The 24939-nt window shown below is 63.2% G+C and carries 23 protein-coding genes and 1 tRNA gene; 10 read left to right on the forward strand and 14 right to left on the reverse strand.

Annotated features, from left to right (window positions below):
• Nucleotides 1-108: 108 nt before the first annotated feature.
• From dapD to rpmH, 9 genes are all read right to left on the reverse strand, one after another.
• Nucleotides 109-954 (reverse strand): 2,3,4,5-tetrahydropyridine-2,6-dicarboxylate N-succinyltransferase, encoded by an 846-nt coding sequence (gene dapD / locus IVB41_RS04490; protein WP_247407202.1) that lies wholly within the window; start codon nucleotides 952-954, stop codon nucleotides 109-111.
• A gap of 181 nt (nucleotides 955-1135) precedes the next feature.
• Complete coding sequence (locus IVB41_RS04495) at nucleotides 1136-1861, reverse strand: pyrimidine 5'-nucleotidase (RefSeq protein ID WP_247427170.1); 726 nt, start codon at nucleotides 1859-1861, stop codon at nucleotides 1136-1138.
• 193 nt (nucleotides 1862-2054) lie between these two features.
• Nucleotides 2055-3041 carry a DUF1036 domain-containing protein gene (locus IVB41_RS04500; RefSeq protein ID WP_247429004.1) on the reverse strand — a complete coding sequence of 329 codons (987 nt, stop codon included), beginning with the start codon at nucleotides 3039-3041 and terminating at the stop codon, nucleotides 2055-2057.
• Nucleotides 3042-3226: 185 nt separating this feature from the next.
• Nucleotides 3227-4114 (reverse strand): acetylglutamate kinase, encoded by an 888-nt coding sequence (gene argB, locus IVB41_RS04505; RefSeq protein WP_007597683.1) that lies wholly within the window; start codon nucleotides 4112-4114, stop codon nucleotides 3227-3229.
• 82 nt (nucleotides 4115-4196) lie between these two features.
• Entirely contained in the window at nucleotides 4197-4568 is a 372-nt protein-coding gene (locus IVB41_RS04510) for a DUF423 domain-containing protein (protein ID WP_247429022.1), read from the reverse strand.
• A complete protein-coding gene (gene yihA, locus IVB41_RS04515) occupies nucleotides 4568-5221 on the reverse strand; it encodes a ribosome biogenesis GTP-binding protein YihA/YsxC (RefSeq protein ID WP_027565787.1) in 654 nt (217 codons plus the stop codon). Before yihA ends, IVB41_RS04510 begins: the two co-directional genes overlap by 1 nt.
• 112 nt (nucleotides 5222-5333) lie before the next feature.
• On the reverse strand, nucleotides 5334-7208 hold the full coding sequence (yidC, locus tag IVB41_RS04520; protein WP_247429025.1) for a membrane protein insertase YidC: 1875 nt from the start codon (nucleotides 7206-7208) through the stop codon (nucleotides 5334-5336).
• Nucleotides 7209-7221: 13 nt separating this feature from the next.
• A complete protein-coding gene (gene rnpA, locus IVB41_RS04525) occupies nucleotides 7222-7650 on the reverse strand; it encodes a ribonuclease P protein component (protein ID WP_027565785.1) in 429 nt (142 codons plus the stop codon).
• A gap of 27 nt (nucleotides 7651-7677) precedes the next feature.
• The gene (gene rpmH / locus IVB41_RS04530) at nucleotides 7678-7812 is read right to left on the reverse strand and encodes a 50S ribosomal protein L34 (RefSeq protein WP_008542748.1); all 135 of its coding nucleotides are present in this window, start codon (nucleotides 7810-7812) and stop codon (nucleotides 7678-7680) included.
• Nucleotides 7813-8195: 383 nt separating this feature from the next.
• Between rpmH and IVB41_RS04535 the strand changes: the two genes are divergently transcribed.
• Nucleotides 8196-9695, forward strand: coding sequence for an ATP-binding protein (locus IVB41_RS04535; protein WP_027565784.1), 1500 nt, complete (start codon nucleotides 8196-8198; stop codon nucleotides 9693-9695).
• A 161-nt stretch (nucleotides 9696-9856) separates the two neighbouring features.
• Nucleotides 9857-9933, forward strand: a tRNA-Arg gene (locus tag IVB41_RS04540).
• A 52-nt stretch (nucleotides 9934-9985) separates the two neighbouring features.
• On the opposite strand, the gene IVB41_RS04545 is transcribed toward IVB41_RS04540, so the two are convergent.
• A complete protein-coding gene (locus IVB41_RS04545; RefSeq protein WP_247427173.1) occupies nucleotides 9986-10207 on the reverse strand; it encodes a hypothetical protein in 222 nt (73 codons plus the stop codon).
• A gap of 343 nt (nucleotides 10208-10550) precedes the next feature.
• The gene (locus IVB41_RS04550; protein WP_245287725.1) at nucleotides 10551-10775 is read right to left on the reverse strand and encodes a hypothetical protein; all 225 of its coding nucleotides are present in this window, start codon (nucleotides 10773-10775) and stop codon (nucleotides 10551-10553) included.
• 228 nt (nucleotides 10776-11003) lie between these two features.
• Here IVB41_RS04550 and IVB41_RS04555 point away from each other — a divergent pair, with 228 nt between their 5' ends.
• From IVB41_RS04555 to IVB41_RS04575, 5 genes are all read left to right on the forward strand, one after another.
• Nucleotides 11004-11489 carry a hypothetical protein gene (locus tag IVB41_RS04555; RefSeq protein ID WP_007597670.1) on the forward strand — a complete coding sequence of 162 codons (486 nt, stop codon included), beginning with the start codon at nucleotides 11004-11006 and terminating at the stop codon, nucleotides 11487-11489.
• A gap of 196 nt (nucleotides 11490-11685) precedes the next feature.
• Entirely contained in the window at nucleotides 11686-11844 is a 159-nt protein-coding gene (locus IVB41_RS04560; RefSeq protein ID WP_197031098.1) for a hypothetical protein, read from the forward strand.
• 269 nt (nucleotides 11845-12113) lie between these two features.
• Entirely contained in the window at nucleotides 12114-14267 is a 2154-nt protein-coding gene (locus IVB41_RS04565) for a GumC family protein (protein WP_027565782.1), read from the forward strand.
• Nucleotides 14268-14269: 2 nt separating this feature from the next.
• Nucleotides 14270-15433, forward strand: a complete 1164-nt coding sequence (locus IVB41_RS04570; protein ID WP_027565781.1) for a glycoside hydrolase family 5 protein — start codon at nucleotides 14270-14272, stop codon at nucleotides 15431-15433.
• A 77-nt stretch (nucleotides 15434-15510) separates the two neighbouring features.
• Nucleotides 15511-17079 carry a hypothetical protein gene (locus tag IVB41_RS04575; RefSeq protein WP_247407185.1) on the forward strand — a complete coding sequence of 523 codons (1569 nt, stop codon included), beginning with the start codon at nucleotides 15511-15513 and terminating at the stop codon, nucleotides 17077-17079.
• Between the two features lie 45 nt (nucleotides 17080-17124).
• Here IVB41_RS04575 and IVB41_RS04580 read toward each other — a convergent pair whose 3' ends face one another.
• Complete coding sequence (locus IVB41_RS04580) at nucleotides 17125-18147, reverse strand: LLM class flavin-dependent oxidoreductase (protein WP_247427176.1); 1023 nt, start codon at nucleotides 18145-18147, stop codon at nucleotides 17125-17127.
• A gap of 409 nt (nucleotides 18148-18556) precedes the next feature.
• Nucleotides 18557-19255 (reverse strand): outer membrane protein, encoded by a 699-nt coding sequence (locus IVB41_RS04585; RefSeq protein ID WP_247285619.1) that lies wholly within the window; start codon nucleotides 19253-19255, stop codon nucleotides 18557-18559.
• A 356-nt stretch (nucleotides 19256-19611) separates the two neighbouring features.
• On the opposite strand from IVB41_RS04585, the gene IVB41_RS04590 reads away from it, so the two are divergent.
• The 3 genes from IVB41_RS04590 (at nucleotide 19612) to IVB41_RS04600 (ending at nucleotide 22334) form a co-directional block, all read left to right on the forward strand.
• Entirely contained in the window at nucleotides 19612-19785 is a 174-nt protein-coding gene (locus IVB41_RS04590) for an AAA family ATPase (protein WP_247427179.1), read from the forward strand.
• A gap of 677 nt (nucleotides 19786-20462) precedes the next feature.
• Nucleotides 20463-21719, forward strand: a complete 1257-nt coding sequence (locus tag IVB41_RS04595; protein WP_247427182.1) for a serine hydrolase — start codon at nucleotides 20463-20465, stop codon at nucleotides 21717-21719.
• A gap of 207 nt (nucleotides 21720-21926) precedes the next feature.
• Nucleotides 21927-22334 carry a hypothetical protein gene (locus IVB41_RS04600; RefSeq protein WP_247427185.1) on the forward strand — a complete coding sequence of 136 codons (408 nt, stop codon included), beginning with the start codon at nucleotides 21927-21929 and terminating at the stop codon, nucleotides 22332-22334.
• Between the two features lie 505 nt (nucleotides 22335-22839).
• On the opposite strand, the gene IVB41_RS04605 is transcribed toward IVB41_RS04600, so the two are convergent.
• Nucleotides 22840-24861 (reverse strand): YgiQ family radical SAM protein, encoded by a 2022-nt coding sequence (locus IVB41_RS04605; RefSeq protein ID WP_247427188.1) that lies wholly within the window; start codon nucleotides 24859-24861, stop codon nucleotides 22840-22842.
• Nucleotides 24862-24939: the final 78 nt, after the last annotated feature.

The following is a 24939-nucleotide window of genomic DNA, read 5'->3' on the forward strand; positions in this document are numbered from 1 at the left end:
GAGCCTCGAAGGATGAGCGGCCACGATTCAGCCGGCAGCCGGGCCGTCGCCCTTCGAGGCTCGCCGAAGAGGCGAGCACCTCAGGGTGACGGTGAGAGAGTTAGACTCTCAATCCCGCAGCAGCTCGTTGATGCTGGTCTTGGAGCGCGTGCGCTCGTCGACGCGCTTGACGATGACGGCGCAGGCGGTGCTGGGGCCGATCTGGCCGTTCTTCATGGGCTTGCCGGGCAGCGCGCCGGGAACGACGACCGAATACTCGGGCACTTCGCCGATAAAGATCTCGCCGGTGTCGCGGTCGACGATCTTGGTCGACGCACCCAGGAACACGCCCATCGACAGCACCGCGCCCTTGCGCACGATCACGCCTTCGGCGACCTCGGAGCGCGCGCCGATGAAGCAATCGTCCTCGATGATGACAGGCTCGGCCTGCAGCGGCTCGAGCACACCGCCGATGCCGACGCCGCCGGAGATGTGCACGCGCTTGCCGATCTGCGCACAGGAGCCGACGGTGGACCAGGTGTCGATCATGGTGGATTCATCGACATAGGCGCCGAGATTGACGAAGGACGGCATCAGCACGACGTTGCGGGCGATGAAGGCCGAGCGGCGCACGATGGAGCCGGGGACGGCGCGGAAACCGGCGTCGCGAAAGCGGTTCTCACCCCAGCCGTCGAACTTCGAGGGCACCTTGTCCCACCAGGCCGCCTTGCCGGGGCCGCCGGGAATGGCGCCCATGTCGTTGAGGCGGAACGAGAGCAGCACCGCCTTCTTCAGCCACTGATTGACCTTCCACTTGCCGTCGGCCCCGCGCTCGGCAACGCGGGCCTCGCCCTTGTCCAGAATCTCCAGCGCGTGATCCACGGCGTCGCGGACCTCGCCCCTGGTCGAGGTCGAGACGCCGTCGCGCGCGTCGAAGGCGCCGTTGATGGTGGATTCGAGGGCGGACAGGGACATCGGGATTTCCTCTCGGGAAGGCTAGGATTTGTAACGGATTGGAGCGCTTTTTCGGGATTTGGCGGGGAGGAGTCAAGGCATACTCAGTGTCGTCCCGGCGAAGGCCGGGACCCATACCCACAGGGTCAAGTTTGGCGAAGACTCGGAGTTACCAGTTGCGCGCTACAACCGCGTGTTGGGGTTATGGGTCCTGGCCTTCGCCGGGACGACGTGGCGAGAGAGAGGACAGCCTGCCCAAAAACCCCGCCAGATCGTCGGTGACGTGGTCGACATGGGCGGCGCCCCGGCCTTCCAGCTCCCAGTCCTCGCGCACGACCTCTTTCGTCCCGTCCGGTATCACCAGCACGGTGGTCATGCCGAGCTCGTGCGGAACGGTGAGGTTGCGGGCGAGGTCCTCGAACATCGCGGCGCGGGTCGGATCGACCGAATGGTCGGCGAGAAACTTGCGGTAGGTCTGCGGCGCCGGCTTCGGCTCGAAGTCGGCGGCGATGATGTCGAACACGCCGTCGAAATGCGTGGCAAAGCCGAGCCGCGCCAGCACCGCATCGACATGATCGACCGAACCGTTGGTCAGGATCAGCTTTCGTCCCGGCAGTTTTGCGATGGCCTCGCCCAGCGCCGGGTTCGGCTCCAGCGGCGAGTGGTCGATCTTGTGGACGTAGGCGAGATAGTCGTCGGCGCGGACGCCATGCAGGGTCATCATGCCGCGCATGGTGGTGCCGAAGCGCTGGTAATAATCCTTCTGGATCTTGCGCGCTTCCACCGGTGTCAGGTTCAGCCAGTTGCAAACGAACTCGGTAATCCGCGCATCGACCTGCTGCCATAGATTGACGTGGTGCGGATAGAGCGTGTTGTCGAGGTCGAACACCCAGGTGTCGACATGGCCGAAGGCGCGGGGTGAGGTCATTGCGGCTCTCTATTCGCTATCGGAGAGGGCCCCGAACGTTCCGCCGTCGTCCCGGCGAAGGCCGGGACCCATACCGCGTGATCTATCAAGGGCGCACGCTGATCGTCGTTCTTCGTAAAGCCCAATCCTGGGGTTATGCGTCCCGGCCTTCGCCGGGACGACGATGGTGTTTGTTGCGTCATCCCAAAAGTAATCACGGCATCGCAAACCGCAGCGTCTTGCCGCCGCTCGACATGTCCACCGCGCCAAATCCCGTGGCCGCGAAACCGCGCGCGCCGCAGTCGGTCTGCTCGTTGGTTTCGAACTTGGTCTCGCGCGTGCAAAGCTGCTTGTCGCCGCCCCAGTTCAGCGGCTTGTCCTTCAGCTTGACGATGCGGTTGTCGGCGTCGATGGCTTCCGCGAAGCTGAAGATCTGCTTCGGCTGGCCGCTCACATCAGGGTGCAGGCAGGTCTTGGGGTCGATGCGATACCAGCCGCGGCTCGTCACCGACTTGCCGTCGTCGGTGGCGACCGCAGCCATCACCTTGTGCGTGGTGTCGTTGCACCAGGTGAGGCCGGTCGCAGACGGCGTCTGCACGGCATCGACCATGGTCTTGAAGAAGTTCGGCGACGACAGGATGTCGGACGACAATCCGCGGCTCTTCAGGAAGGCAGCCAGCGCGCCTTGGGTCTTCGGCCCGTCGACGCCGTCGATCGGCGCGGCGTCGTAGCCTGCGATCACCAAAAGCCGCTGGATGCCGGCGAGGCGGGCCTGCTCGTCGTCATATTCGGAGTCCTCGGCGAGATAGGCGACGAAATTGCCGTCCGCGCCTTGCGTCGGCGTGATCTGGGTGAAGGCGGCCTGGGTCTGGCCGCTGCGGCACTGCCGCGCAGCCGCGATGACGAAATTGTCCTGCGCGACGCACAGCGTGTCGTTGCCGTTCTGCGGGATCGGCGAGGCGCCGTAGACGCCGAGCGCGCGGGCGTTGAGCAGGATGCGGTCGGCGGAGAGCGTGCCCTGCACCACCACGCGGCAGGTGGCGGGGTCGATCCTGAACCAGCCGCGCGTGGCGGTCGCCGCCTTGTCGTCGATGCCGATCGCGGCCTCGACGACATAGGACATGCGATTGCAGATCTTGAGGTCGGCGAAGGCGGGCGCGGAGGAGAAGACGAACGAGACGGCTGCGGCGGGGAGCGTCATCAGGAAGCGGGTGAGAGTGGAGCGTCGATGCCGCCTCGCGCTCCGCTCGTCATGCCCGGGCTTGTCCCGGGCATCCACGTTCTTGGCGCGGGACGAAAGATCGTGGATGGCCGGGACATCTTCGCGAAGACGCGCTTCGCGCTGTTGCCCGGCCATGACGGCTTTCATGCGTGGCGCCTCTCGCATCACTTGTGGATCAGCGTTCCCGTGCCGGTGTTGGTGAAGAGCTCGAGCAGCACCGCGTGCTGCATCTTGCCGTCGATGATGACGACACCCTCGACGCCCTGTTCGAGCGCGTAGATGCAGGTCTCGACCTTCGGGATCATGCCGCCGGAAATGGTGCCGTCGGCGATCAGCTTTCGCGCGTCCTTCACCGAGAGCTGCGGGATCAGCTTCTTGGACTTGTCGAGCACGCCCGGCACGTCGGTGAGCAGCAGCAGCCGCTTTGCCTTCAGCGCGCCCGCCACGGCGCCGGCGAAAGTGTCGGCGTTGACGTTCAGCGTCTGGCCCTCTTTCGAGGTCGCGAGCGGCGCGAGCACGGGGATCAGCTCGTAGCCGATCAGCTGGTTGAGCAGCGTGAGATCGACTTTCTCGGGATCGCCGACGAAGCCGAGATCGACCGCCTTCTCGATGTGCGAGTCCGGATCCATGATGGTGCGCGTCGTCTTGGACGCCTTCACCATATTGGCGTCCTTGCCTGATAGCCCCACCGCCTTGCCGCCGGCCTCGTTGATGTAGCCGACGATCTGCTTGTTGACGGAGCCGGCGAGCACCATCTCGACGATCTCGATGGTGGCGGCGTCGGTGATGCGCAGGCCGGCTGCGAATTCCGAGACGATGCCGAGGCGCTTGAGCATGGTCGCGATCTGCGGGCCGCCGCCATGCACCACCACCGGATTGATCGCGGTCTGCTCGAGCAGCACGATGTCGCGGGCAAAATTCTTCGCGGTCTCCTCGTCGCCCATGGCATGGCCGCCATACTTGATGACGATGGTTTCCTCGTCATACTGCTGCATGTGCGGCAGCGCTTCGGACAGGATGCGGGCCTGGTCGAGCGGGGAAATTTCGGTCATGAGGCGGATCTCGCTGGCGGGATACTCGGGCCGCGTTCTATCCGATTGGCGGGCGGGGCGCAAAGTGGTCTTCGTCCCCGGGCTACGGACTGCGCTTCACTACCACCGCCGCGAGCGTCACCGCCAGCCAGCTCAGAATCATCACCGATCCACCGGTCGGCGCCGCATAGGGAAACAGCGAATGGCCGGCAAATTGCCGCAAGGTCAGATCGCCCGCGAACAGCGCCGCGCCGGCTGCGAAGCCGGACGCGGCGACGATGCCAATTCCGCCGTGCAGAAGGCCGCGGCCGAGCAGGGCGACGGCCGCGAGTATGGCCGTTGCATGAAACAGCAGCATGGCGCTTGCGGCGGCGAGCCGGCTCGCATCGCCGCCATGCGCGGAAGCGGCGGCCAGCGCGACGCCGGCAGCGCCCATCAGACCGGCAAGCCCGATCAGCAGCCGGAATGCCGCCATCACGAGGTCCGCTCTTCCAGCAGCTTTGCGATCGCGGCGCGCAGCTCGGCCATGCCGGTCGCGCTGCGCGACGAGGTCGCGAGCACGTTCGGGAACGCGGCCGGACGCTTGGCGAGCGCGGCCTCGGTCTCGACGATGCGCGATTGGAGCTCGGTGGCCTTGATCTGGTCGGCCTTGGTCAGCACGAGCTGGTAGCTGACCGCGGAGCGATCGAGAGTCTTCAGGACTTCGAGATCGACGTCCTTGAGGCCGTGCCGCGCGTCGACCAGCACGTAGACGCGCGCGAGGCTGGCGCGTCCGAGCAGGAATTTGTGGATCAGCTCGGTCCAGGACGCGACCTGACTCTTCGGGGCCTTGGCATAGCCGTAGCCGGGCATGTCGACGAGGCGCAGCTCGCCTTTCCCGGGGACCTCGAAGAAGATCAGCTCCTGGGTGCGGCCCGGTGTGTGCGAGGTGCGCGCGAGCGCGTTGCGGCCGGTCAGCGCGTTGATCAGGCTGGACTTGCCGACATTGGAGCGGCCGGCAAAGGCGATCTCCAGCCCCGCCATCGGCGGCAGCGTTTCAGTCGAGGGCGAAGCCCAGATGAACTGCCAGTCGCGCGTGAACAGCTTTCGCCCGACCTCGATCAGCTTCGCATCTTTGTCGTCGGTCATGCGAAAGCTTTCTGTCTGTCCGCGTCATTGCGAGCGAAGCGAAGCAATCCAGAAATGCATCCGCGGAGGGACTCTGGATTGCTCGTCGCTTCGCTCCTCGCAATGACGACCGCTACGTCGCCTTCTTCGCGAACGTCGCCTTGAGATTGTCGAACAGCTCCACCTTCACGCCGTTGCGGCGCATGATGAAGCTCTGCTGCAGCACCGAGAGCGTGTTGTTCCAGGCCCAGTAGATCACGAGGCCCGCCGGGAAGCCCGCCAGCATGAAGGTGAAGATCAGCGGCATCCAGTTGAAGATCATCTGCTGCGTCGGATCCGGCGGCGTCGGGTTCAGCTTCATCTGGAACCACATCGTGATGCCCATGATGATCGGCCAGATGCCGAGCGCGAGGTAGTGGCCGAACAGCGGGATCGTGGTCGGGTCGAACGGGATCAGCCCGAACAGGTTGAACAGATTGGTCGGGTCCGGCGCGGACAGATCCTTGATCCAGCCGAAGAACGGCGCGTGCCGCATCTCGATGGTGACGAACAGCACCTTGTAGAGCGAGAAGAACACCGGGATCTGGATCACCACCGGAAGACAGCCGGCGACCGGATTGATCTTCTCCTTGCGGTAGATTTCCATCATCTCCTGCTGCTGCTTCACCTTGTCGTCGGGGAAGCGCTCCTTCAGAGCCTGAAGCTGCGGCTGGACCGACTTCATCTTCGCCATCGAGGCGTAGGACTTGTTCGCCAAGGGGAAGAACAACAGCTTCACGATCACGGTCACGAGCAGGATCGAGATGCCGAAATTGCCGAAGAAGCGGTAGAAGAAGTCGAGGCCGAGGAACATCGGCTTGGTGATGAAGTAGAACCAGCCCCAGTCGATCAACAGGTCGAAATGGTTGAGGCCGAGCTCCTTGTTGTAGCCGCCATGGCCGGCGAGCGGGAAGTTGATGCCGACCACGCCGGCTTCCTTGGTGCCCGCGAACAGCCGCGCGTTCGTTGTCGTCGTGCCGCCGATCGGGACCGTCTGCTCGCTTTGCAGATAGTCGGTCTGGTATCGGATCTGGGTGCCGGGTTCGGCGACGAAACGGGCCTTGAGCGTTGCCGACGTGTCGGGAAGGAGCGCTGACGCCCAATATTTGTCGGTGATACCGAGCCAGGCATTGGTGACGTTGTTGAATTCGAACCCGTGTCCGCCGTTGCCGATCGCGGGTGCTTCGCCGACAGCCTTATAGGCCTTCTCCTGCAAGCCCTGCTCGCCCAGGTAACCGATCAGGCCTTCATGCAGGATGTAGTAGCCCGAGACCTGCGGCGTGCCGTGGCGCGAGATCAGTGCGAAGGGAAAGAGTTTGACCGGCGCGTTGCCGACATTGGTCACCTCGTCCTTGATGCTGAAGAGGTAGTGGTCGTCGATCGTGACGGTGCGGCGGAAGGTGAGGCCTTCGCCATTGTCGTATTTCAGCATGACCGGCGTGGACGGCGTCAGGCTGTTGGTGCCCTCCTGCTGCCAATCGGTGGTCCGGTCGGGCACCTTTGTGCCAGCCGTTCCGGCTACCCAGCCAAATTCGGCGTAATAGGGCTCCGCGGTGCCCGACGGCGAATAGAGAATGATCGGCGGCGACTTCGGGTCGACCGTTTCGCGATACTGCACCAGCGCAAGATCGTCGATGCGCGCGCCCTTCAAGGCAATGCTGCCGGTCAAGCGGGGCGTATCGATCTTGACACGCGGAGAGGCGGCAATCGCCGCCTCGCGGCTGACGGTCGGCTGGGCCGGTTGATTGGCGATCTGGGGAGCGGAGGGCGCGCCTGCGCTGCCGGGCTGCGGCGTGGCGCTCGGCGTCCCGGAAGCCGTCGGCTGCGGCGTGGTCTTATGCAGCTCGGCCTGCGTCTGTTGCAGGGCGCGTTGCTTCTCCATCGCCGGCATGTTGTAGAAATATTGCCAGGCGATCAGCACGAAGCCCGACAGAATGACGGCGAGGATGGTATTGCGGTTGTCAGTCATCATTCTCTCGTCATCAATCCGGTTTGCGGCTGGTCGCAGGAGCGGGGCCGGGCTTTGAGCCGTCGGTTCTTGAGTTGGTTTTTGGGCCGCGTCCCTTGTGCGTATGCCGCGCGGGCTTCGCGAACGCCATGCGCAGATCGTCGAGCATAGTGGCGAAGCCGCGCGAGAGCGCGTCCCTTCGGCCGACCAGCACATAATCATGATGGGGCTGCATCGACATCGGATCGAGCCGCTTCACCAGTTCGCGAAGCCGGCGCCGGATGCGATTGCGCTCGGGGGCGTTGCCGTTCTTTTTGGTGACGGTGAAGCCGATCCGGATCGGGCCGCGATCGTCGTGGTCAAGGCTTTGGCGGTCAAGGCGTTGCAGGACGAACGCAGGACTATTCACCCGCGCGCCATTGGCAACGGCGAGGAAATCCGCCCGCTGCCTCAGCCGATCCATGATGAAATCCCAAAAAGGGGGTCCGGCTCAGGCGCTCAGACGCTTGCGGCCGCGGGCGCGGCGGGCGGCGAGCACCTTTCGGCCGCCGGCCGTGGCGAGACGGGCACGGAAGCCGTGACGGCGCTTGCGCACCAGTTTGCTGGGTTGATAAGTCCGCTTCACGGGTTTTTCTCCGCTGACCGGGCAATTTGCCTGTAGAATTGATGATAAAGTCCGGAAGATGCTGCCCAAAACGGGCCTTTTTCGGCCCCAAGAGAGCCGCTCCCGGCGGTCACACCGGGTCATCGCGGACAATTGGCCGGCTTATAAGCGAGCGCCTTCTTTTCGTCAACGCCGCACAAGCGCTCAATTCCAGCGAATATCGCTGTTTGTGCGGGGTTTTTAACCCTTGAGGTGGCGACTCGCCAAATCTGCGCTTACATCCGACCTTGGCAGATTGACGATCTGTAATTTGACCGCGCTGGGGGCGGGCCGCATCTTGATACGCGCCAAGACCCTTCACCCGGCGACATCTTTAATCCGGTAAAGGCAGCGAGGGCGATTTCGTGGCAGCGACAGACCTCCAGCCGATCCAGGATGGGGATCAGCGGGACCCGCCGACGGCGCTGCCGCGGGGGACGCGCGGGCTTGGGCTGTCCGGCAAGCTGCTGCTGCTCACCGTCCCCTTGGTGATGATCGCGGCCATTCTGCTCTACGTGCCCGCCATCGCCAATTTCTGGGTCAACCGGCTCAACGACCGCGTCGCGGCGGCCAACACGGCGGCGCTGGTGCTCGATGCCGCGCCGCTCGGCATGGTCCCCGATTCGCTGTCGCGCCAGATCCTGAAGAGCATCAATGCCCGCGCCGTCGCCATCAAGATGGGCCAGCAGCGCCGTCTGCTCGCCAGCGACAATCTGCCCGCGGCGATCGAGCACGACATCGACCTGCGCGACATGACGGCGTGGGAGGCGATCACCGGCTCGTTCCGGATGATGCTGGAGACCGGCAACCAGGCCATCCGGATCGTCGGGCCGGGCGTCGGCAACGCCCAGTTCATGGAGATCGTCACGGACGAGCTGCCGCTGCGGCAGTCGATGTACCGCTTCTCGCGCAACGTCGTGGTGGTCGCGCTCATCATCGCGGTGCTGACCGCGGGCCTCGTCTATCTCGCCATGCATTATCTCTTCGTGCGCCCGATGCGGCGGCTGACCGCGAGCTTGGTCGGCTTCCACGAAAATCCCGAGAGTTCGGCGGGGATCATCGTGCCGAGCCAGCGCAGCGACGAGATCGGGGTCGCCGAGCGCGAATTGTCGGACATGCAACGCGACCTGATGTCGATGCTGCATCAGAAGAGCCGACTCGCCGCCCTCGGCCTCGCAGTGTCCAAGATCAATCACGATCTGCGCAATCTGCTGGCCTCGGCGCAACTCCTGTCGGACCAGCTCGCCAGCGTGCCGGATCCGCGGGTGCAGCGCTTTGCGCCAAAGCTCGTGCGCTCGCTCGAGCGCGCCATCGCCTTCTGCCAGTCGACATTGTCCTATGGCCGCGCCCAGGAAGCCGCGCCCGACCGGCGCATGATCATGATCGAGCCGGTGGTGCTGGAGGTGCGCGAGACCGCCGGCCTTGCCTCCGACGCGTCGATCTCCTGGGTCGCCGCAATCGAGCGCGGGCTCGCGGTCGACGCCGATCCCGACCAGCTGTTTCGCGTGCTGCTCAACCTCGTCCGCAACGCCGCCCAGGCGCTGGAAAGCCATGCCTCGGCCGAGGGCGGCGCGCAGCAGATCCGGATCACGGGAAAACGCGAGGGCGCGGTCGCCATCCTCGAGGTCTCCGATACCGGCCCCGGCGTGCCCCAGAGGACCCGCGATCACCTGTTCGAGGCGTTCCAGACCTCCGGCCGCCCCGGCGGCAGCGGCCTCGGCCTTGCCATCGCCGCCGAGCTGGTCCGCGCCCATGGCGGCGACATCCATCTGGTTGAAGGCACCATCGGCGCCACCTTCCGGATCGTCATCCCCGACCGCCCCGTGGAACTGCTCTCCGTCCGTAACGAGCGGGCGCGGGCATAGTCGGCTCGCGGTTGAGTGCGGAAACTCTCATTTCCCAGCAAAATCTCCCCAATCCGGACCTTGCCAATCGGGGCAAGAGCGGTTAGTCAGAGCGCTCTTTCGCACCCCTCCGACTTGCCGGGGGCTGCCTGCGGGCCACGCCCGCACTGTCAGCGAAAAACGCGCCCGTAGCTCAGCTGGATAGAGCATCAGACTACGAATCTGAGGGTCGGACGTTCGAATCGTTCCGGGCGCGCCATTTCGGTACCGACTGTCGCCTGGTCACGCGGACCGAAGCCATCCTTCCGCGGTCAAGCTTCCAGCTCGGCGAAATAAGCCTCGTTCAGATCCTGCTCGGACCTCGTATCGAGGTCGCCGCCGCCCGACCTGAGTCCGCGCATCCGGTCGTTCAAGTATCCGACCAGCACCGAGCCGATCGCATGGATGGCTTCGTGACGATCGAGCCCTTCAGACATCAGTCGCTGCGCCGTGCCTCGCACCGGTAGTTCGGCATCAGCAAGCTGGTTCTCCATGATGGCGTGAATAACGGCGTGCAATGTCGCTCGCGGGAGGCGGATCCGCGCGCGCCGATGATACTCCGTCACACAATCGATACGTTCTTGTTCGTCCAGCGCGAGCCACTGCTCCGGGTCCGCTCCGTGAATGGATCATAGGCTCGGATCTCTTCATTCCCTTGGTCGCGTACTGATCGGGCGAAGACGAATGCGATTTCCGAAAACCTAGGGCTACATTCCGCAGATCAGTCTCTATCCAATCGGCCGGCGCGCCGACGATGCCCTGCTCGCACCGCTCACCGAAGCCGCTGCAACTCGCTGCACTGCTTCCAGGATTCCGCGTGCCGTAACAAAGCCCGCTTTAGCGCCGCGCAACATCACGCGCCGCAGGATCCGAACCAAGCCCCCTGCTCGCCAGCAAACGGTTGAACTGATCGGCTGAAAAAAGCTGCCCGTCCGGAGCCGTGATCGAAACCACAAAACCATTCACCGCGTGCTTGCGGGCCAGGATCACCGCAACGATCGCGCTGTCACGGAAATCCACGGTGCGGCAGTCGTCTCTAATAGCTTCGATGATAAATGTCATTTGGTCCATGACCACAATTGGCACGCGCCAATTGCGCGCCCGGCAACTCAACCTCGTATCGGTGAAAATGATATTGCCGACAAGCCAGCTATTGACCCGATGGAACCGCGACCATACCCATATTGGGGGAAACAGCAGACCGGTCCTGCCTCACGCGCGGTGCGCCACGGATACATAGAACCGGCTTGTGGGCGTCGAACCGGACATCCGTAGAAGCGGGCACTGGCCATGGTTGGTACGACTGAAGGCGAGGACATCGCGGCGGATTTGATCCGAACCGTCTCCCGCCACTCGTTGGCCTACATGCTGTGCGCAGCCAGCGAAATGTTCCGCCACTACGATTTCGATCCGCTGGACTTGATGATCATTCATGCGGTCTTGAACGCCAACGTTCTCAAGATCATGAAGAACCCCGAACTGGACCGGCAATTTGGCAGTATCCAGGCGGTTGAGCCGGATAAGATCAAGCAGGGCGTTTCCCGTGCCGCCCTGTCCCGCTTTTTCGGTCTGCCGATCGAAACCGTCCGGCGGCGCGCCGATCGCTTGAAGAAGCAAGGCATTTTCCGCGAGACCGACCAGGGACTGATCGTAACCGAAGCCAACCAGTTCAAGTTCGGCAACAATCACGAGCTGCAGAGAACCAACATGCTCCTGGTGCGGAAATTCCTCCGTGACCTGACCGAAGCGGGCGTTGAGCTTCCCGGCGGGATTTGACGGCCGGATCCAGCGTTTGTTTGCCCGGGGTATCGCGGCGCAAAGGCGAGACGATCCGGTGGGATTCTTCTTCGCACGTCGCCGCCGTGTGAGCTTCAGCACGCAACATCACCTGTAATCTGCTTCACACGCAAATGCGCCCAATGACGCTAGACAAAACAGGTCGCGCCTCCGCGCGGCCTGTTCGGAGCTTGCAATGATGGCCGCACTGGCAAAGGCGATATCCCGCGCGACGAGAACCAACGTCGATGTCGAAACTCTGAAAGTTGTCGTGATTTTCTCGGGCGCGGGTTTGCTGCTCTCTCTAGCGGCCGCAATGATCTACGGACAGGCTGCCAGCGCCGCCTTGTTTTGAGATCCGGCGCAGAACAATCCGGTGCGCCCGGTCGCCGAAGCGCAGGAAAGTCTTTCGCAAGCGTCCGCGCCAACCCATAGCGGACTTTATGCATTCGGTGTGGCGGTATCCGGACGCGCGGAACCCCTCTCCGCGCAGGGCTGTGGGTCGTCTCCTTAACGATCCGTTTACAGAGCTTCGCGGCAACCGTAACCGCGGGTTAACCATGGATATTTACGGTGTAGCAAGTCTCTAGGCTGTGCCTGTTAGTTGATTTCGAGTCCAACCCCATGGCGTTCGGTAGAAGCGCATCTCCGCGAAGCATCGCCCCGACGGAGCCCGCGGCTTCGTGGGAAGCGCCGCGGGCTGCGGCGGCGACGCCCGACAACACCGCCCCCGCGCTGATCAAGGGATCGCTGACCCTGCCCGGCGCGTTCGCTTTCCTGCGCGAGAACGGCCGGCGCATCCTGATGCTCGCGCTGGCACTGTTCGCGCTCGGCGTCGCCGTGCTGATGGTGCTGCCGGTCCGGTATGCCGCGACGGCGCTCGTCGTGGTCGATCCCCGCGAGCTGCGCGTGACCACGGACCAGGACGTGTTGCCTGGCATCGGCCAGGACGCCGCTGCGCTTCAGAGCCAGATCGAGATCGCCAAGTCGGACGGCTTTCTCCGGCCCCTCATCGAGAAGCTCAAGATCGCCGACGACGAGGATATCGCAGGGGGTCATACCGACATGACGCGGTTGCTCGAAAAGCTCCGCAACCGTCTCGATATCTCGCGTCGCGGCCTGACTTACGTCATCGCCATCTCGTTCACCTCGAACAGTGCGGAGCGGGCGGCGTATTATGCCAATGCCATCGCAGAGGCGTTCGTCGCGACCCAGAGCCGCGTCCGCAGCGATGCGACGGACGTGGCGGCCGACTGGCTCAAGGACCGGCTGAAGGAGCTGAACGAGCGCCTGCGCGTCTCGGAAGATGCCGTTGCAGCCTTCCGGCTCGAGCACAAGATCCTCAATGCCGGCAAGGATTCCACCACCCAGCAATTGCGGGTGACTGACCTGAACCAGCAGGTCTCCGCGGCTCGCGCGCGCACCGAGGAAGCCAAGGCGCGTTACGACCAGGTGCAGCGCGATCTCAAGGCCAATGTCGAAGGTCCGGTGAAGCAGGATCTCCTGAGCATGCTGCGCGCGCAGCGCTCGACCCTGAACGACCAGATCGCACAGAAGAAGGCGGTGTACGGCGAGCGCCATCCTGATCTTGCGATCTCCTACAGCCAGTTGGCTGACATCAACAGGCAGATCGAGGTCGAGCGGAAGAAGAACATCGACACCGCGAAGTCCGAATACGAGGCCCAGCTCGAGCAGCAGGCCGCGCTGGAAAAGCAGCTCAAGGCGGTCGAGACGCAGATGTTGGTGGACGGCCAGGCGCTCGTGAAGCTGCAGGAACTGCAGCGCGATGCCGACGCCAACAAGAACATCTACGAGCAGTTTTTGTCGCGGTTCAAGACGACCAACGAGCAGCGTCAGCTTCAGAGCTCGCAGACCAAGATCGCCTCGCCCGCGATCCCGCCGCTGCGCTCGACGCGTCCGCCGCTCGCCCTGTTGCTCGCCGCGCTCGCAATCGGCTCGCTGCTGACGTCAACCGCTACGGTTGCGGCCATGACGGGCATGTCCGACAAGTCCGATCCGGCCGAGGCTCCGGCTCGAACGCACGTGCATGCGGAGGCGAGGGAGACGCCCAAGCGGCAAGCCCAGCGTCCGGCTCCGGCCGTGCAGCAATCCGAGGCGATGCCGAACCTTCCGGTCTGGTCCCGCATTCCCGAACTGGCGTCGGGAGCGGCGCCCAACACTGTCTGGCAACGACCGATTGCCGCCACAGCCGAGCTCGATCTCGGCGCTTATTTGCGTCCGCTGCTCGAGCGTATCGATCGTGCCCCGGTGCGTGGTTGCAAGGTCGCCCTCGTGCTGTCGGTCGGCAAGAGCGCCGGCGGCAACACCGTTGCGCGCTCGCTCAACCGCGCGGCCGTCAATCGCGGCATGATGAGCGTGCTGATCCGGCTGCAGCCGGAATTCGCGGGCGCCCAGCCGCCGGTGACTGAATGGCAGGACGGCTCCACCACGGCAGGACTCCAGTCGATCGACGAGCTGCTGAGCGCCGGCAGGAAGGCCGATGCGCGGCCGGAGGACGATATTCGCTCGGAGTTCGACCTGATCATCATCCATGCGAACAATCTTGCCTTGCAGCCAGATGCGATCGCGCTCGCCGCGCACGCGGACCTGATCATCCCGGTGGTGCGCGCCGGCGAGCTCGGTTCGGCGGCGATGCGACGGGTGACCGCCGCGCTGTCGAAGTACGACACCGTGTCGACCGGTTTCGTCGTCAATCACGCACCCGCGGGCTCTGCCGCGCCTCACCCTGACGGCGGCGCGCTTAGCAGGGCGGTTTGACAATGGCGACGCCGTGCCGTCGTCTGCTCCTTGCCGCGATCTTGCTGTCCACGATCTTGCTACCAACGTCGCTCGCCTCCGCGGCATCGGCCGAAACTTGCGTGCCTGTCCCGCAGACCGTCGCGCGCGACAGGCTCGCCGCGCTGTCGCGCGGGTTCAATGCCGACGGCTGGATCAACGGCGAAAAATCCGCGCCTCCAACTCGCGAGTTGCTGCAGCAACTTCGCAAGGCCGGGATGAGTCATGTGCGCTTGCCGGTGTCGGCCGAGCGGGTGATGCTTCGTTTCGCCTCGAAGGCGGAACGCGATGAGACGCTGCGGGCGCTCGACAAGGCATTGAAGCTGCTCATCTCGCTCGGCTATTCAATTTCCGTCGATCTTCATCCCGGCGATCGTTTCAATCGCCTGCACAAGGACGACGCGGACGCGTCGCTGCGCGAGCTGGAGGATGCGTGGGGCACGCTCGCTCAGGTCATTCAATCTTTTCCGGCCGACCGCGTCTTCGCCGAGCTGCTCAATGAGCCCGACATCGAAGCCGACAGATGGCAGAAGCAGGTCGAAACGCTCGCCGCCTTCGTTCGCCAATTGCTTCCCGCGACCACGCTGATCGTCGGCCCGGTCGACTGGCAACGCGCGGACTCGCTGCCGCGGTTTCGCCCGTTGCCGGATCCAAACGTCGTCTACGCCATCCATTTCTACGATCCCATGGTGTTCACACACCAGGGCTATTGGGACGTGCAGGATCCACTGCACGACATCACGGATCTGCCTTATCCGATCAACGCGGGCGATCCCGGGGTTCAGGCGCTCCGCCGGGATTTGCAGGACAGAGGCGCGACGAAGGCGCTCGGCATGCTCGACACGGCGATTGCCGCCGCCAGGGACAAGCCGGATGTCAGCCGCTGGCTCGAGCCCGCGGTCGCGTGGCAGCAGCAATTTTCGCGGCCGATCATCATCAACGAATTCGGCGTGTTGAAAGCCGCGGCACCCCGGGACAGCCGCGTGCGCTGGCTCGCGGCCGTGACCGCATATGCGCGGGCGCATTGCTGGGGCTGGGCGCATTGGGAGCTGGCGCAGGGATTCGGCCTGCTCGAAAACGGCACGGGCAAGCCCGATCCCGACGTCATGCGCGCGCTGCTCGGCGCGACCAAGCCCGGCCGGCGCTAAACCCGTGCGCCATCGTTAACGAATCCTTGCGCTTCCTGCCGCTATCGTTGCCGCCGCGCTGTGCCAAAGGACGAGTCATGAGTGGCGGGACCTCACCGCATCTTCAAGCCGTGCAGGGGGGCTGTCGCGAGCCTTCACGTTCGCCTTGGCGCGAGCTGATCCCGACGCTCTGCATCGCCATCGCAGTCATCGGCTTTGTGCCGGTCCTGCACGTGGCGAGCCCGGTCCTGTCTCTGACGGTCGAAGTTCTCGTCGCCGTCGCCATCGTGGTTGCGGTTCCTACCTACGCGCCGGCCATCGCGATCTTTGTGCTGTTCTTCCAGAACCTGTTCGTCTCGATCCTGTCGCCGCTGATTTCGGCGCCGTCCGACCTGGACTTCATCAAAGGCTATAATTTTCTCGTCTGCTCCGTGATGTGGCTGACGACATTTGGGCTCTACGTCGCCGGCCAAAGGAACCGCTCGACTGAGATCAACCAGATCATGCGCTGGGGCGTCGTGACCCTCGCGGTGGTGTCGTTGTATTTCGCGATCGGCTTCGTGCAGGATGGCCAGGCGGCGACGGTCTATCTGCGCAACATCGTGCTGCCGCTGTTCCTGTTTCAGCTCTCGCTGCTGACGGCGGCGACCTATGAGGTTCGCGCCACGCCGTTCCTGGTGACGCTTGGAGCCATTCTGATCCTGTGCGGATACGTCGAGTTTGCGTTTCGGGATTTCTGGCTGGCCATCACCAACGGCTACACGTTCTGGGGTTTCGACGAGCTCAAGGCGGCCCGCTCCGGCGTTTGGGAAGCCGAGATGCGCGCCACCGGCAATGTGCCGGTCGATCTGAAGGATCGTTTCAGCTTCGACTTTCTCAATACGCCCCTGCTCGAAGGGTTCGGCCTGTCGAAGATCCTCCGTATCCACGGACCGAATATGCATCCGATCAGCTTCGCGTACGGGATCGGTTTTTTCGGGCTTTTCCTGTTTTCGGTAGGGCGTCCGTTTCTGGCCCTCGTGGCGTTGCCGCTGCTGATCGTTTGCAGCGTGAAGGGGGCGCTCATCGTGGTGGTGTTCGTCGCCACGGCCTGGATATCGACCCGTCTGCTCGGCGCCGTGGTGACGCTATGGCTCGGCTTCGTGGCCTTGATCATGTTTGCAATTGTCGCGATCCGCGTTGGCTTGCAGATCGGCGACTATCACGTTCTTGGCCTCATGGGAGGCTTGAACGGATTTCTCGAAAGGCCGTTTGGGCGCGGCTTGGGAGTTGGCGGAAATCTATCGGACGACTATTTCTCGATTGACTGGAGCGCCGCGCAGGCTGCCGGAACGACCAACGGCGCCGTCGAGAGTGCGATCGGCGTCCTGCTGTACCAGATGGGCATCGCAGCCCTCGTTCCGTTGGCGTTTCATTTCGCGGTGGCGCTGAAGGCCTGGCGTCTTTATGCATTCTCCGGATATTTGACGCAGGGGCTCGCGGGCTTCGGCGTCATGGTCGTACTGCTGAATGGATTGTTTCAGGAAGAGGCCTTGTTCGCGCCGCTGGCGCTTGGGCTCATGCTCTCGCTCACGGGCCTCGTGATCGGCAGCCACATCAGGATGCAGACGGTCTCCGTCCCGGAGGCCGAGCCAGAGCGGCTGACGCACTATCAGGCCGCGACGTAGCCTTTAAGAGACGTAACCTTCAAAAATTGTGTGGCGGTCCAGGCGTCACCGCCACCCAAGCGCAGGCGCCACGTGCGTGAGGATCGCCTCGATGGCGTGCGCGCAATAGTCGACACCAAGCTGGTTCGGGATCGTCAACAGCAACGTGTCGGCCTCGGCGATCGCCTCGTCCGCTCGGAGCTGCTCGATCAGCACATCCGGCTCCGCCGCATAGGATCGGCCGAAGATCGCGCGGGTGCTTGGGTCGATGAAGCCGACCTGGTCTTCGCTCCCGCGTTCGCCGCCGAAATAGGCCCGGTCGCGGTCGTCGATCAGCGCGAAGATGCTGCGGCTGACCGACACGCGGGGCTCGCGGGGGTGGCCGGCTTCCTTCCACGCAGCGCGATAGTTACGGATCTGAGCGGCCTGCTGCACATGGAAGGCTTCGCCGGTCTCGTCGTTCTTCAGGGTCGAACTTTGCAAATTCATGCCGTGCTTGGCGGCCCAGACCGCCGTGGCGTTCGAGCCGGCACCCCACCAGATCCGTTCGCGCAGGCTTTCCGCATGCGGTTCGAGCCGCAGGAGGCCCGGTGGATTTGGGAACATCGGCTGGGGGTTGGGCTGTGCAAAACCTTCGCCGCGCAAGATGTCGAGAAAGACCTCGGCATGACGCCGGCCCATGTCGGCGTCGCTCTCGCCCTCGGCCGGCTGGTAGCCGAAATAGCGCCAGCCATCGATCACCTGCTCGGGCGAGCCGCGGCTGATGCCGAGCTGGAGGCGCCCGCCGGCGATGAGGTCGGCGGAGCCAGCGTCCTCCGCCATGTACAGCGGATTCTCGTAGCGCATGTCGATCACGGCCGTACCGATCTCGATCTTGCTGGTCCTGGCGCCGACCGCGGCGAGCAGCGGAAAGGGCGAGGCAAGCTGCCGCGCGAAATGGTGCACCCGGAAATAGGCGCCGTCGGCGCCGAGCTCTTCGGCCGCAACCGCAAGCTCGATCGATTGCAGCAGCGTGTCCGCGGCGGAGCGGGTCTGCGACTGCGGCGAGGGCGTCCAGTGCCCGAAGGAGAGGAATCCGATCTTTTTCATGGAAGCAAGATATGGGTGATGGGCGGAGTTTGCGACATCTCGGCCGTAGGAAAGATGGCAAACATGGGAAAGGCGTGTGCTCGTAGGTGATGCCGCCCGGGGGGAAGCACACCTAAGCGGACAGAGCTGCAAGCGCGCCTTTTGACCCGGAGCTGAAATTGAGCGCATTGCCCGGTGGTTGCTGTCGTGAGCAACCGAAGGTATTTTGGTCGCCTCTCAGCAGAGGCCTCACCTTGTTCAGGCTCGGTAATCTTCCTCCACAGGAGTGGAGGTCCGATCATGAGCTGACATTACGTAGTTTCTGGAGAGCTTCGTAAAAAACGCAAGCCGCCAACTCGCGCCAGCCATTCCGTCTTAGCAGAAAGGGCCAGCCCGTATGGCTGGCCCTTTAAGTATATTACGTAAGGCGTCAGTAACGAGAAGCCGACGCGGCGCCCCAATTAAACCGGTAGTTCAGGCCGGCCTTGATGGTGTGCTCGTCATTGCGGAAGCCGACGGCGGTAACAACACCGCCGGCGCTGGTGAAGAGAGCGTTCCGCGTGCCGAAGTCGTAGTACTGGTATTCGACCTTGCCCGACCAGTTCTGGGCGAACATGTATTCGAGACCACCGCCCACGGTGTAGCCGTCGCGACCACCGCCGTTGTTGGTGAAGGTGCCGCCGCCGAAACCGTTCGTAAGGCGGGAGTCAGCCCAGGCGTAACCGCCTTTGACGTACAGCAGCGCCGGACCCCAGGTGTAGCCGAGGCGACCGGTGACCGAACCGAGCCCACGGTTGACGAAGGGATTGTTGTTGGTGTCGAGGAAGCTGTAGTTCGCTTCAATGCCCAGCACCCAGTTCGGCGAGAACTGATGGTCGTAACCGACCTGCGCGCCGCCCATGAACACACCATCGTTGCTGCTGGTGCCGGTGAAGCCGGGGGCCAGAATGTTGTTGCTGCCGCCGAATGCGCCGCCGACGTGACCGCCGATGTAAAAGCCGGTCCAGTTGTAAATCGGCGAGGCCGCCATCGGTGGGGCTTTGGTGTAAGGACGCGCGGCCATATCAGCTGCCGATGCTGTACCCGCTAGGGCGGCAAAAGCGACAGTAGCGAGAAGGAACTTTTTCATTTCGAGTCTCTCAGGTTTAAAGAATGTGTGCCAAACGCTAACTCAACTCACCGAATTTGCTGTAGCGCGCGAGACACACGTCGCCGATCTACGTGTGGAACGCTCTGGTCATTTGTTAATTAAGGAACCGTGTTGACCCGGAACCGGGCGTCTGAGCTACGAGTTCCGCGGTTCCGCCATCGCGAAGCACTTATTATTGTGCATTCCAAAGCCCCGGCATGATCCAGAACTTTTTTGTGCCGTTCATACTGGAAGCTCATCGACCCGGGATGTCGCAGCTAGTCCGCTAGCTGACCTGCCGCACGCGCCCGGGGGAGGACCGCCGGTGACCATTGAATGCCGGCCGATGATGTCGCATGACAAGCCGTCCATCTGTGCTGATAGTCTTTGGCGGCCTTCCCGGCACGGGCAAGACAACGCTTTCTCGGGAGCTGACCAGACGTCTCGCGGCCACGTACCTTCGTATCGATGCCGTTGAGCAGACGCTACGGACCGCAGGTCATACGGTCGGGCCATGGGCTATGTGGTAGCCACCGCACTCGCGGCTGAAAATCTCGAGCTTGGTCGTGTCGTTGTCGTAGACTGCGTAAATCCAGTCTTGGCAAGCCGCGTCGGATGGCGACAGATCGCCGCCCAGAAGTTGGCATGCGTCGTTGAGATTGAAGTGGTTTGCTGCGACCTGATCTTGCATCGACAACGAGTGGAAACACGCACCTCAGACATCAGCGGTCTCAAGCAGCCAACGTGGGCTGAGGTAGTGAGCCGAGACTATGAACCGTGGGATCGAGGACACCTGGTGCTCGATACGGCCGTTAGCTCGCTCGATCACCTGCTCGAAGAAGCGGAGACGTATGTTCGCGCCCAGACTGGTTAGTCTCCTCTTGGCCCACAGCTGACCTGCCGCGAGCAGCCGGTGCAGCTCCGCTTGTGACCGACTTTTGCAACAAAATCGACCCAAATCGGACCTCGCTCAAAAGCTGTAGGCCATTGACACAGCACGCTGCTTGCCTCAATGTTACGCGCCGTAGCATTCGCGGTGAGGAGCAGTTGGCCCCTCTCCAGCGATTTCAAGGTCGGATGGGCCAAGTTTGCGAAGGCGCGATTTTATCGCTCTTGCAAGCGGCGCAGCGGTAGCTTGGAACAATGAGCAATGAGAAGGCCTTTAAAGTCCGATACCAGCGCCGGGAATGCACTCTCGCGACGCTCTATGCTGACCGGACTTGCGGCAACCTGCGTTGCGGCGCCGGCGAAATGGAGTTGGGCTGCCGAAATCGGTGGTGGTCCGTCCTTTTTCGCCGATGGCCCGGACGCCGAACTTTACGGCGCGGCCGAGAACTACCCGATCAAGGACCGGTGGAGGATCTTCCAGCCCGGCAATCCGGCCTCGCCAAAATACCGCGTCGGCGCATTCAGTCATTACGATGAGATATTCCCGACACGCCATGTCGATCGCGCGGCCACATCCTGGCCATTCAAGCGAACGCCGGCGGATGTCAGCTACCAGTACAAGGGAAACCGCGCTTCGCTTGCGGATTATCTGTCGCGCAATCCGGTGACGGGCCTGTTGATCGCTAAGGACGACCGGATTCTGGTTGAGTGCTATCAGTACGGCCGCACCGATCGAGACCGGCTGATATCGCAGTCGATGGCAAAATCTATCACTGGCATGCTGGTAGGGATCGCGACCGCGGAAGGCGCGATCAAGTCGATCGACGATGCTGCGGAGACCTATGTTCCCGGCTTGAAGGGCACGGAATACGGTGCAACGCCGATCCGCGCGCTGCTGCACATGTCGTCTGGCGTGAAGTTCGGTGAAGAGAACGATGAAGCGAAAGGCAGCGGAGACGACCTCGATCGCCTGTGGGGCGACATGGTGCGCAAACACTGGTTTTCCCAAAAAGGCACCGTTGCCAGCATCGCGCAATTCAACCAACGGATCGCGCCGCCGGGGACGCGATTCCATTACGCCAGTATCGAGACGGACGTGCTTGGTCTCGTGCTGCATTACGCGACCGGTCAATCAATGTGCGGCTATCTCCAGGAAAAAATTTGGCAGCCGATCGGCACGGAAGCGGATGCCAAATGGCTGATTGATGCGGATGGCCGTGAGGTAGCGCACGGGTTCTTCAATGCGGTACTGCGCGATTACGCGCGGCTCGCCCGTCTGCTGGCCCACAACGGAGCGTGGGAAGGCAAACAGATAATACCGGCACAGTGGATGATTGATGCGACCACGGTGCTTGCGTCCGAGACGTATCTGGCAAAAGCCGAGGGAGGGTTCGGGTACGGCTATCAGGTCTACCTGTTTCCCGGCAGCAGACGGCAATTCGCGCTCTTGGGGCACCTCGGGCAGCGCATCCTCGTTGATCCGCCCTCGAAGCTGGTCATGGTGCAGACCGCCGTCGATGAAAAGTCCCCCGAAATCTGGCGTCTGTGGTCGGCCGTGGTCGCGCAGTTCGGGTGACGCCACCTTTTCTCCCAGGGGAAGAGAGGTCCACTCCGCCCTCGACGTCGGAATAGAAAGCCCAATGAGCTGCGAGGTCTGCTTCTGGCCATTGCGACAATCTTGACCCAGCGCCTTGTTGTCGGCATGACGCAACTTTCAAACCGAAAAGGTCTCCAATTGTTTCCTGATTCCACTATCAAATGGCGGCCCACCCTTCGATAATCGATGGCATCGAACGCCCACCTTTTGTTTTCGATCAAGGGCCTTTGGCGCGGCGTTCTCTATCTCATCGTGGTGGCACCGAACCCCGGCCTTCGCGCTTACGGCATCGAAATGTCCTGCGAGATCTATTCGGGCATCGAAGAAATGATCTATTCGGTCGCTGATCACGGGGACAAAACAACTGGCCGCTACGACGGCGGAGTCTACATTAAAGAAGCTGAGAACTCGGCATTGCTGAAAGCCTACGCTGCGACCGATCCGGTCGGTCGGAAGCCGCGGCACTTCTCCTTTGTCGGAGGCGACTACTGCTACGAGGTGCTTGGCTTCTCCGAACCCATCATACGAGCGTTTAGCAGCCCCGAAGAGGCATATGCTTGGGGACCTTCTAGGTCCGACGAGAAAGTAAACTAGGTCAGCAGCAACGCAGAGCCAGCACTTCCGCTGCTGGCCCGAAGCTGACTCACAAAGCCGGACTGGCCATGTCCGGTTTCGCGGACAGAGCGGACACCGGCTACCCCGCGAGCTAACGCGTTTACGACTACGCTCCCCAGCGCATCCGGGCGCGCACCGAGTCTGCTGTGTTGAATGGATTCAAGTCTGAGGACGATTGTTTCGAGCCTGCGCGCGAGGTGGTGTGAAGCTCGAGGATATCGATACGGAGTAGCGGTTGGGGCTCGCCCTGTCACGCGTGCCGCGACAATTGCATCGTGCGCCTGTTTTGCCCGACGAGTCAATATTTCGCCAAAACCTAATTTTCGTTTTTTTGTTATCTCGCCCGCCGGATTCAACGGATTCGCAAAGCACCTAAGTCATTGATCCCGCTCATGCCGGCTACTGTGCATGGGGTTGTTTTCGAGGTTTTTGTTTTGAGAGCACGACAGTGCGAGGATGAACCGGACCTGGCCCGGCTCGCCCGCTACTTCATCACCCGCAGATTCTTGGTCGTGAACCGCTGGGTCTTGCCGTCTGGACGAACCGGTCGCCGCGTGCCGGCGGCCTTGCCGGTGCCGGGTGGCTGGTGCGCAGGGACCAGCTGGTCGGGGCGCGAGCCGATCAGGTCGGCGCGGCCCATCTCTTTCAGGGCTTCACGCAGCACCGGCCAGTTGTCGGGATCGTGGTAGCGCAGGAAGGCCTTGTGCAGGCGGCGCTGCCGCAGGCCCTTGATGGCCTCGACCTTGTCGCTGCCGCCGCGCCGCACGCCGCGCAGCGGGTTGACGCCGGTGTGGTACATCGCCGTTGCGGTCGCCATCGGCGAGGGCAGGAAGGTCTGCACTTGATCCGCGCGGTAGCGGTTCTTCTTCAGCCAGAGCGCGAGGTTCATCATGTCCTCGTCGGTCGTGCCCGGATGCGCCGCGATGAAATACGGGATCAGATAATATTTCTTGCCGGCCTGTTCGGCCGCGGCATCGAACATGCGCTTGAACTGGTTGTAGGCGCCGATGCCGGGCTTCATCATCTTGTCGAGCGGCCCGCGCTCGGTATGTTCGGGCGCGATCTTCAGATAGCCGCCGACGTGATGGGTGACGAGCTCCTTGATGTATTCGGGGCTTTCGACCGCGAGGTCGTAGCGCACGCCGGAAGCCACCATCACCTTCTTGATGCCCTTGGTCTCGCGCACCTTGCGATAGAGCCGGATCAGATCGTCATGCGAGGTGTTGAGGTTCGGGCAGATCTCCGGGAAGACGCAGGAGGGCCGCCGGCACGCCGCCTCGACCTTGGGATCCTTGCATGCCATCCGGTACATGTTGGCGGTGGGACCGCCGATGTCGGAGATCACGCCGGTGAAGCCGGGCGTCTTGTCGCGGATCTTCTCGATCTCGCGCAGGATCGAGCCCTCGGAGCGGTTCTGAATGATGCGGCCCTCGTGCTCGGTGATCGAGCAGAAGGTGCAGCCGCCGAAACAGCCGCGCATGATCGTCACCGAGAATTTGATCATGTCCCAGGCGGGGATTTTGGCTTCGCCATAGGACGGATGCGGGGCGCGCGCGTAGGGAAGATCGTAGACTGCGTCCATCTCCTCGCTGGTCAGCGGGATCGGCGGCGGGTTGAGCCAGAGATCGCGATCGCCGTGGCGCTGCACCAGCGGCCGCGCATTGCCGGGATTGCTCTCCCGGTGCAGCACGCGTGACGCGCGGGCATAGGCCTCCTTGTCCTGCTCGACCTGCTCCAAAGCCGGCAGCCGGATCACGGTCAGGCCTTTCGTCCGCGAAGCGCCCTCGTCGGCGGAGTCGATATCGTCGGCGTGCAGCTCGACGTAGTCCTCAGGGACCCGGCGGAACAGCGCGACGCCCCTGATGTCGTCGAGTTCGCGCGGCGCCTGGCCGGCGGCAAGACGGTTCGCCACTTCGACGACGGCGCGCTCGGCATTGCCGTAGAGCAGCAGGTCCGCCTTGGCGTCGGCCAGCACCGAACGGCGCACCTTGTCGGACCAGTAATCGTAATGCGCGATCCGGCGCAGCGAGGCCTCGATGCCGCCGAGCACGACCGGGACACCCTTGAACGCCTCGCGGCAACGCTGCGCGTAGACCACGGTGCAGCGGTCCGGCCGCTTGCCGCCTTCGCCGCCCGCAGTATAGGCATCGTCATGGCGCAGGCGGCGGTCCGCGGTGTAGCGGTTCACCATCGAATCCATGTTGCCGCCGGTGACGCCGAAGAAGACTTTTGGCTTGCCCAATGCCTTGAACGGCTCGGCCGAATGCCAGTCCGGCTGCGAGATGATGCCGACGCGAAAACCCTGCGCCTCCAGCAGGCGGCCGATGATGGCCATGCCGAAGCTGGGATGGTCGACATAGGCATCGCCCGTCACCAGCACGATGTCGCAGGCGTCCCAGCCGAGCGCATCCATCTCGGCGCGGCTCATCGGGAGGAATGGCGCCGGCTTGTGCGGGCGTGCCTGCGCCATCAGGGGCTTTTCGGCGGCGATGATCTGGATGTCCATGGCGCCTACGCATAGGACTCCGAGACGGCGAATACAACCGACAGGCGCGTGAAAGATGCGGTTCCGTGGCCGGCGGCC

The organism is Bradyrhizobium sp. 44 (assembly GCF_023073095.1).
Lineage (GTDB): Bacteria > Pseudomonadota > Alphaproteobacteria > Rhizobiales > Xanthobacteraceae > Bradyrhizobium.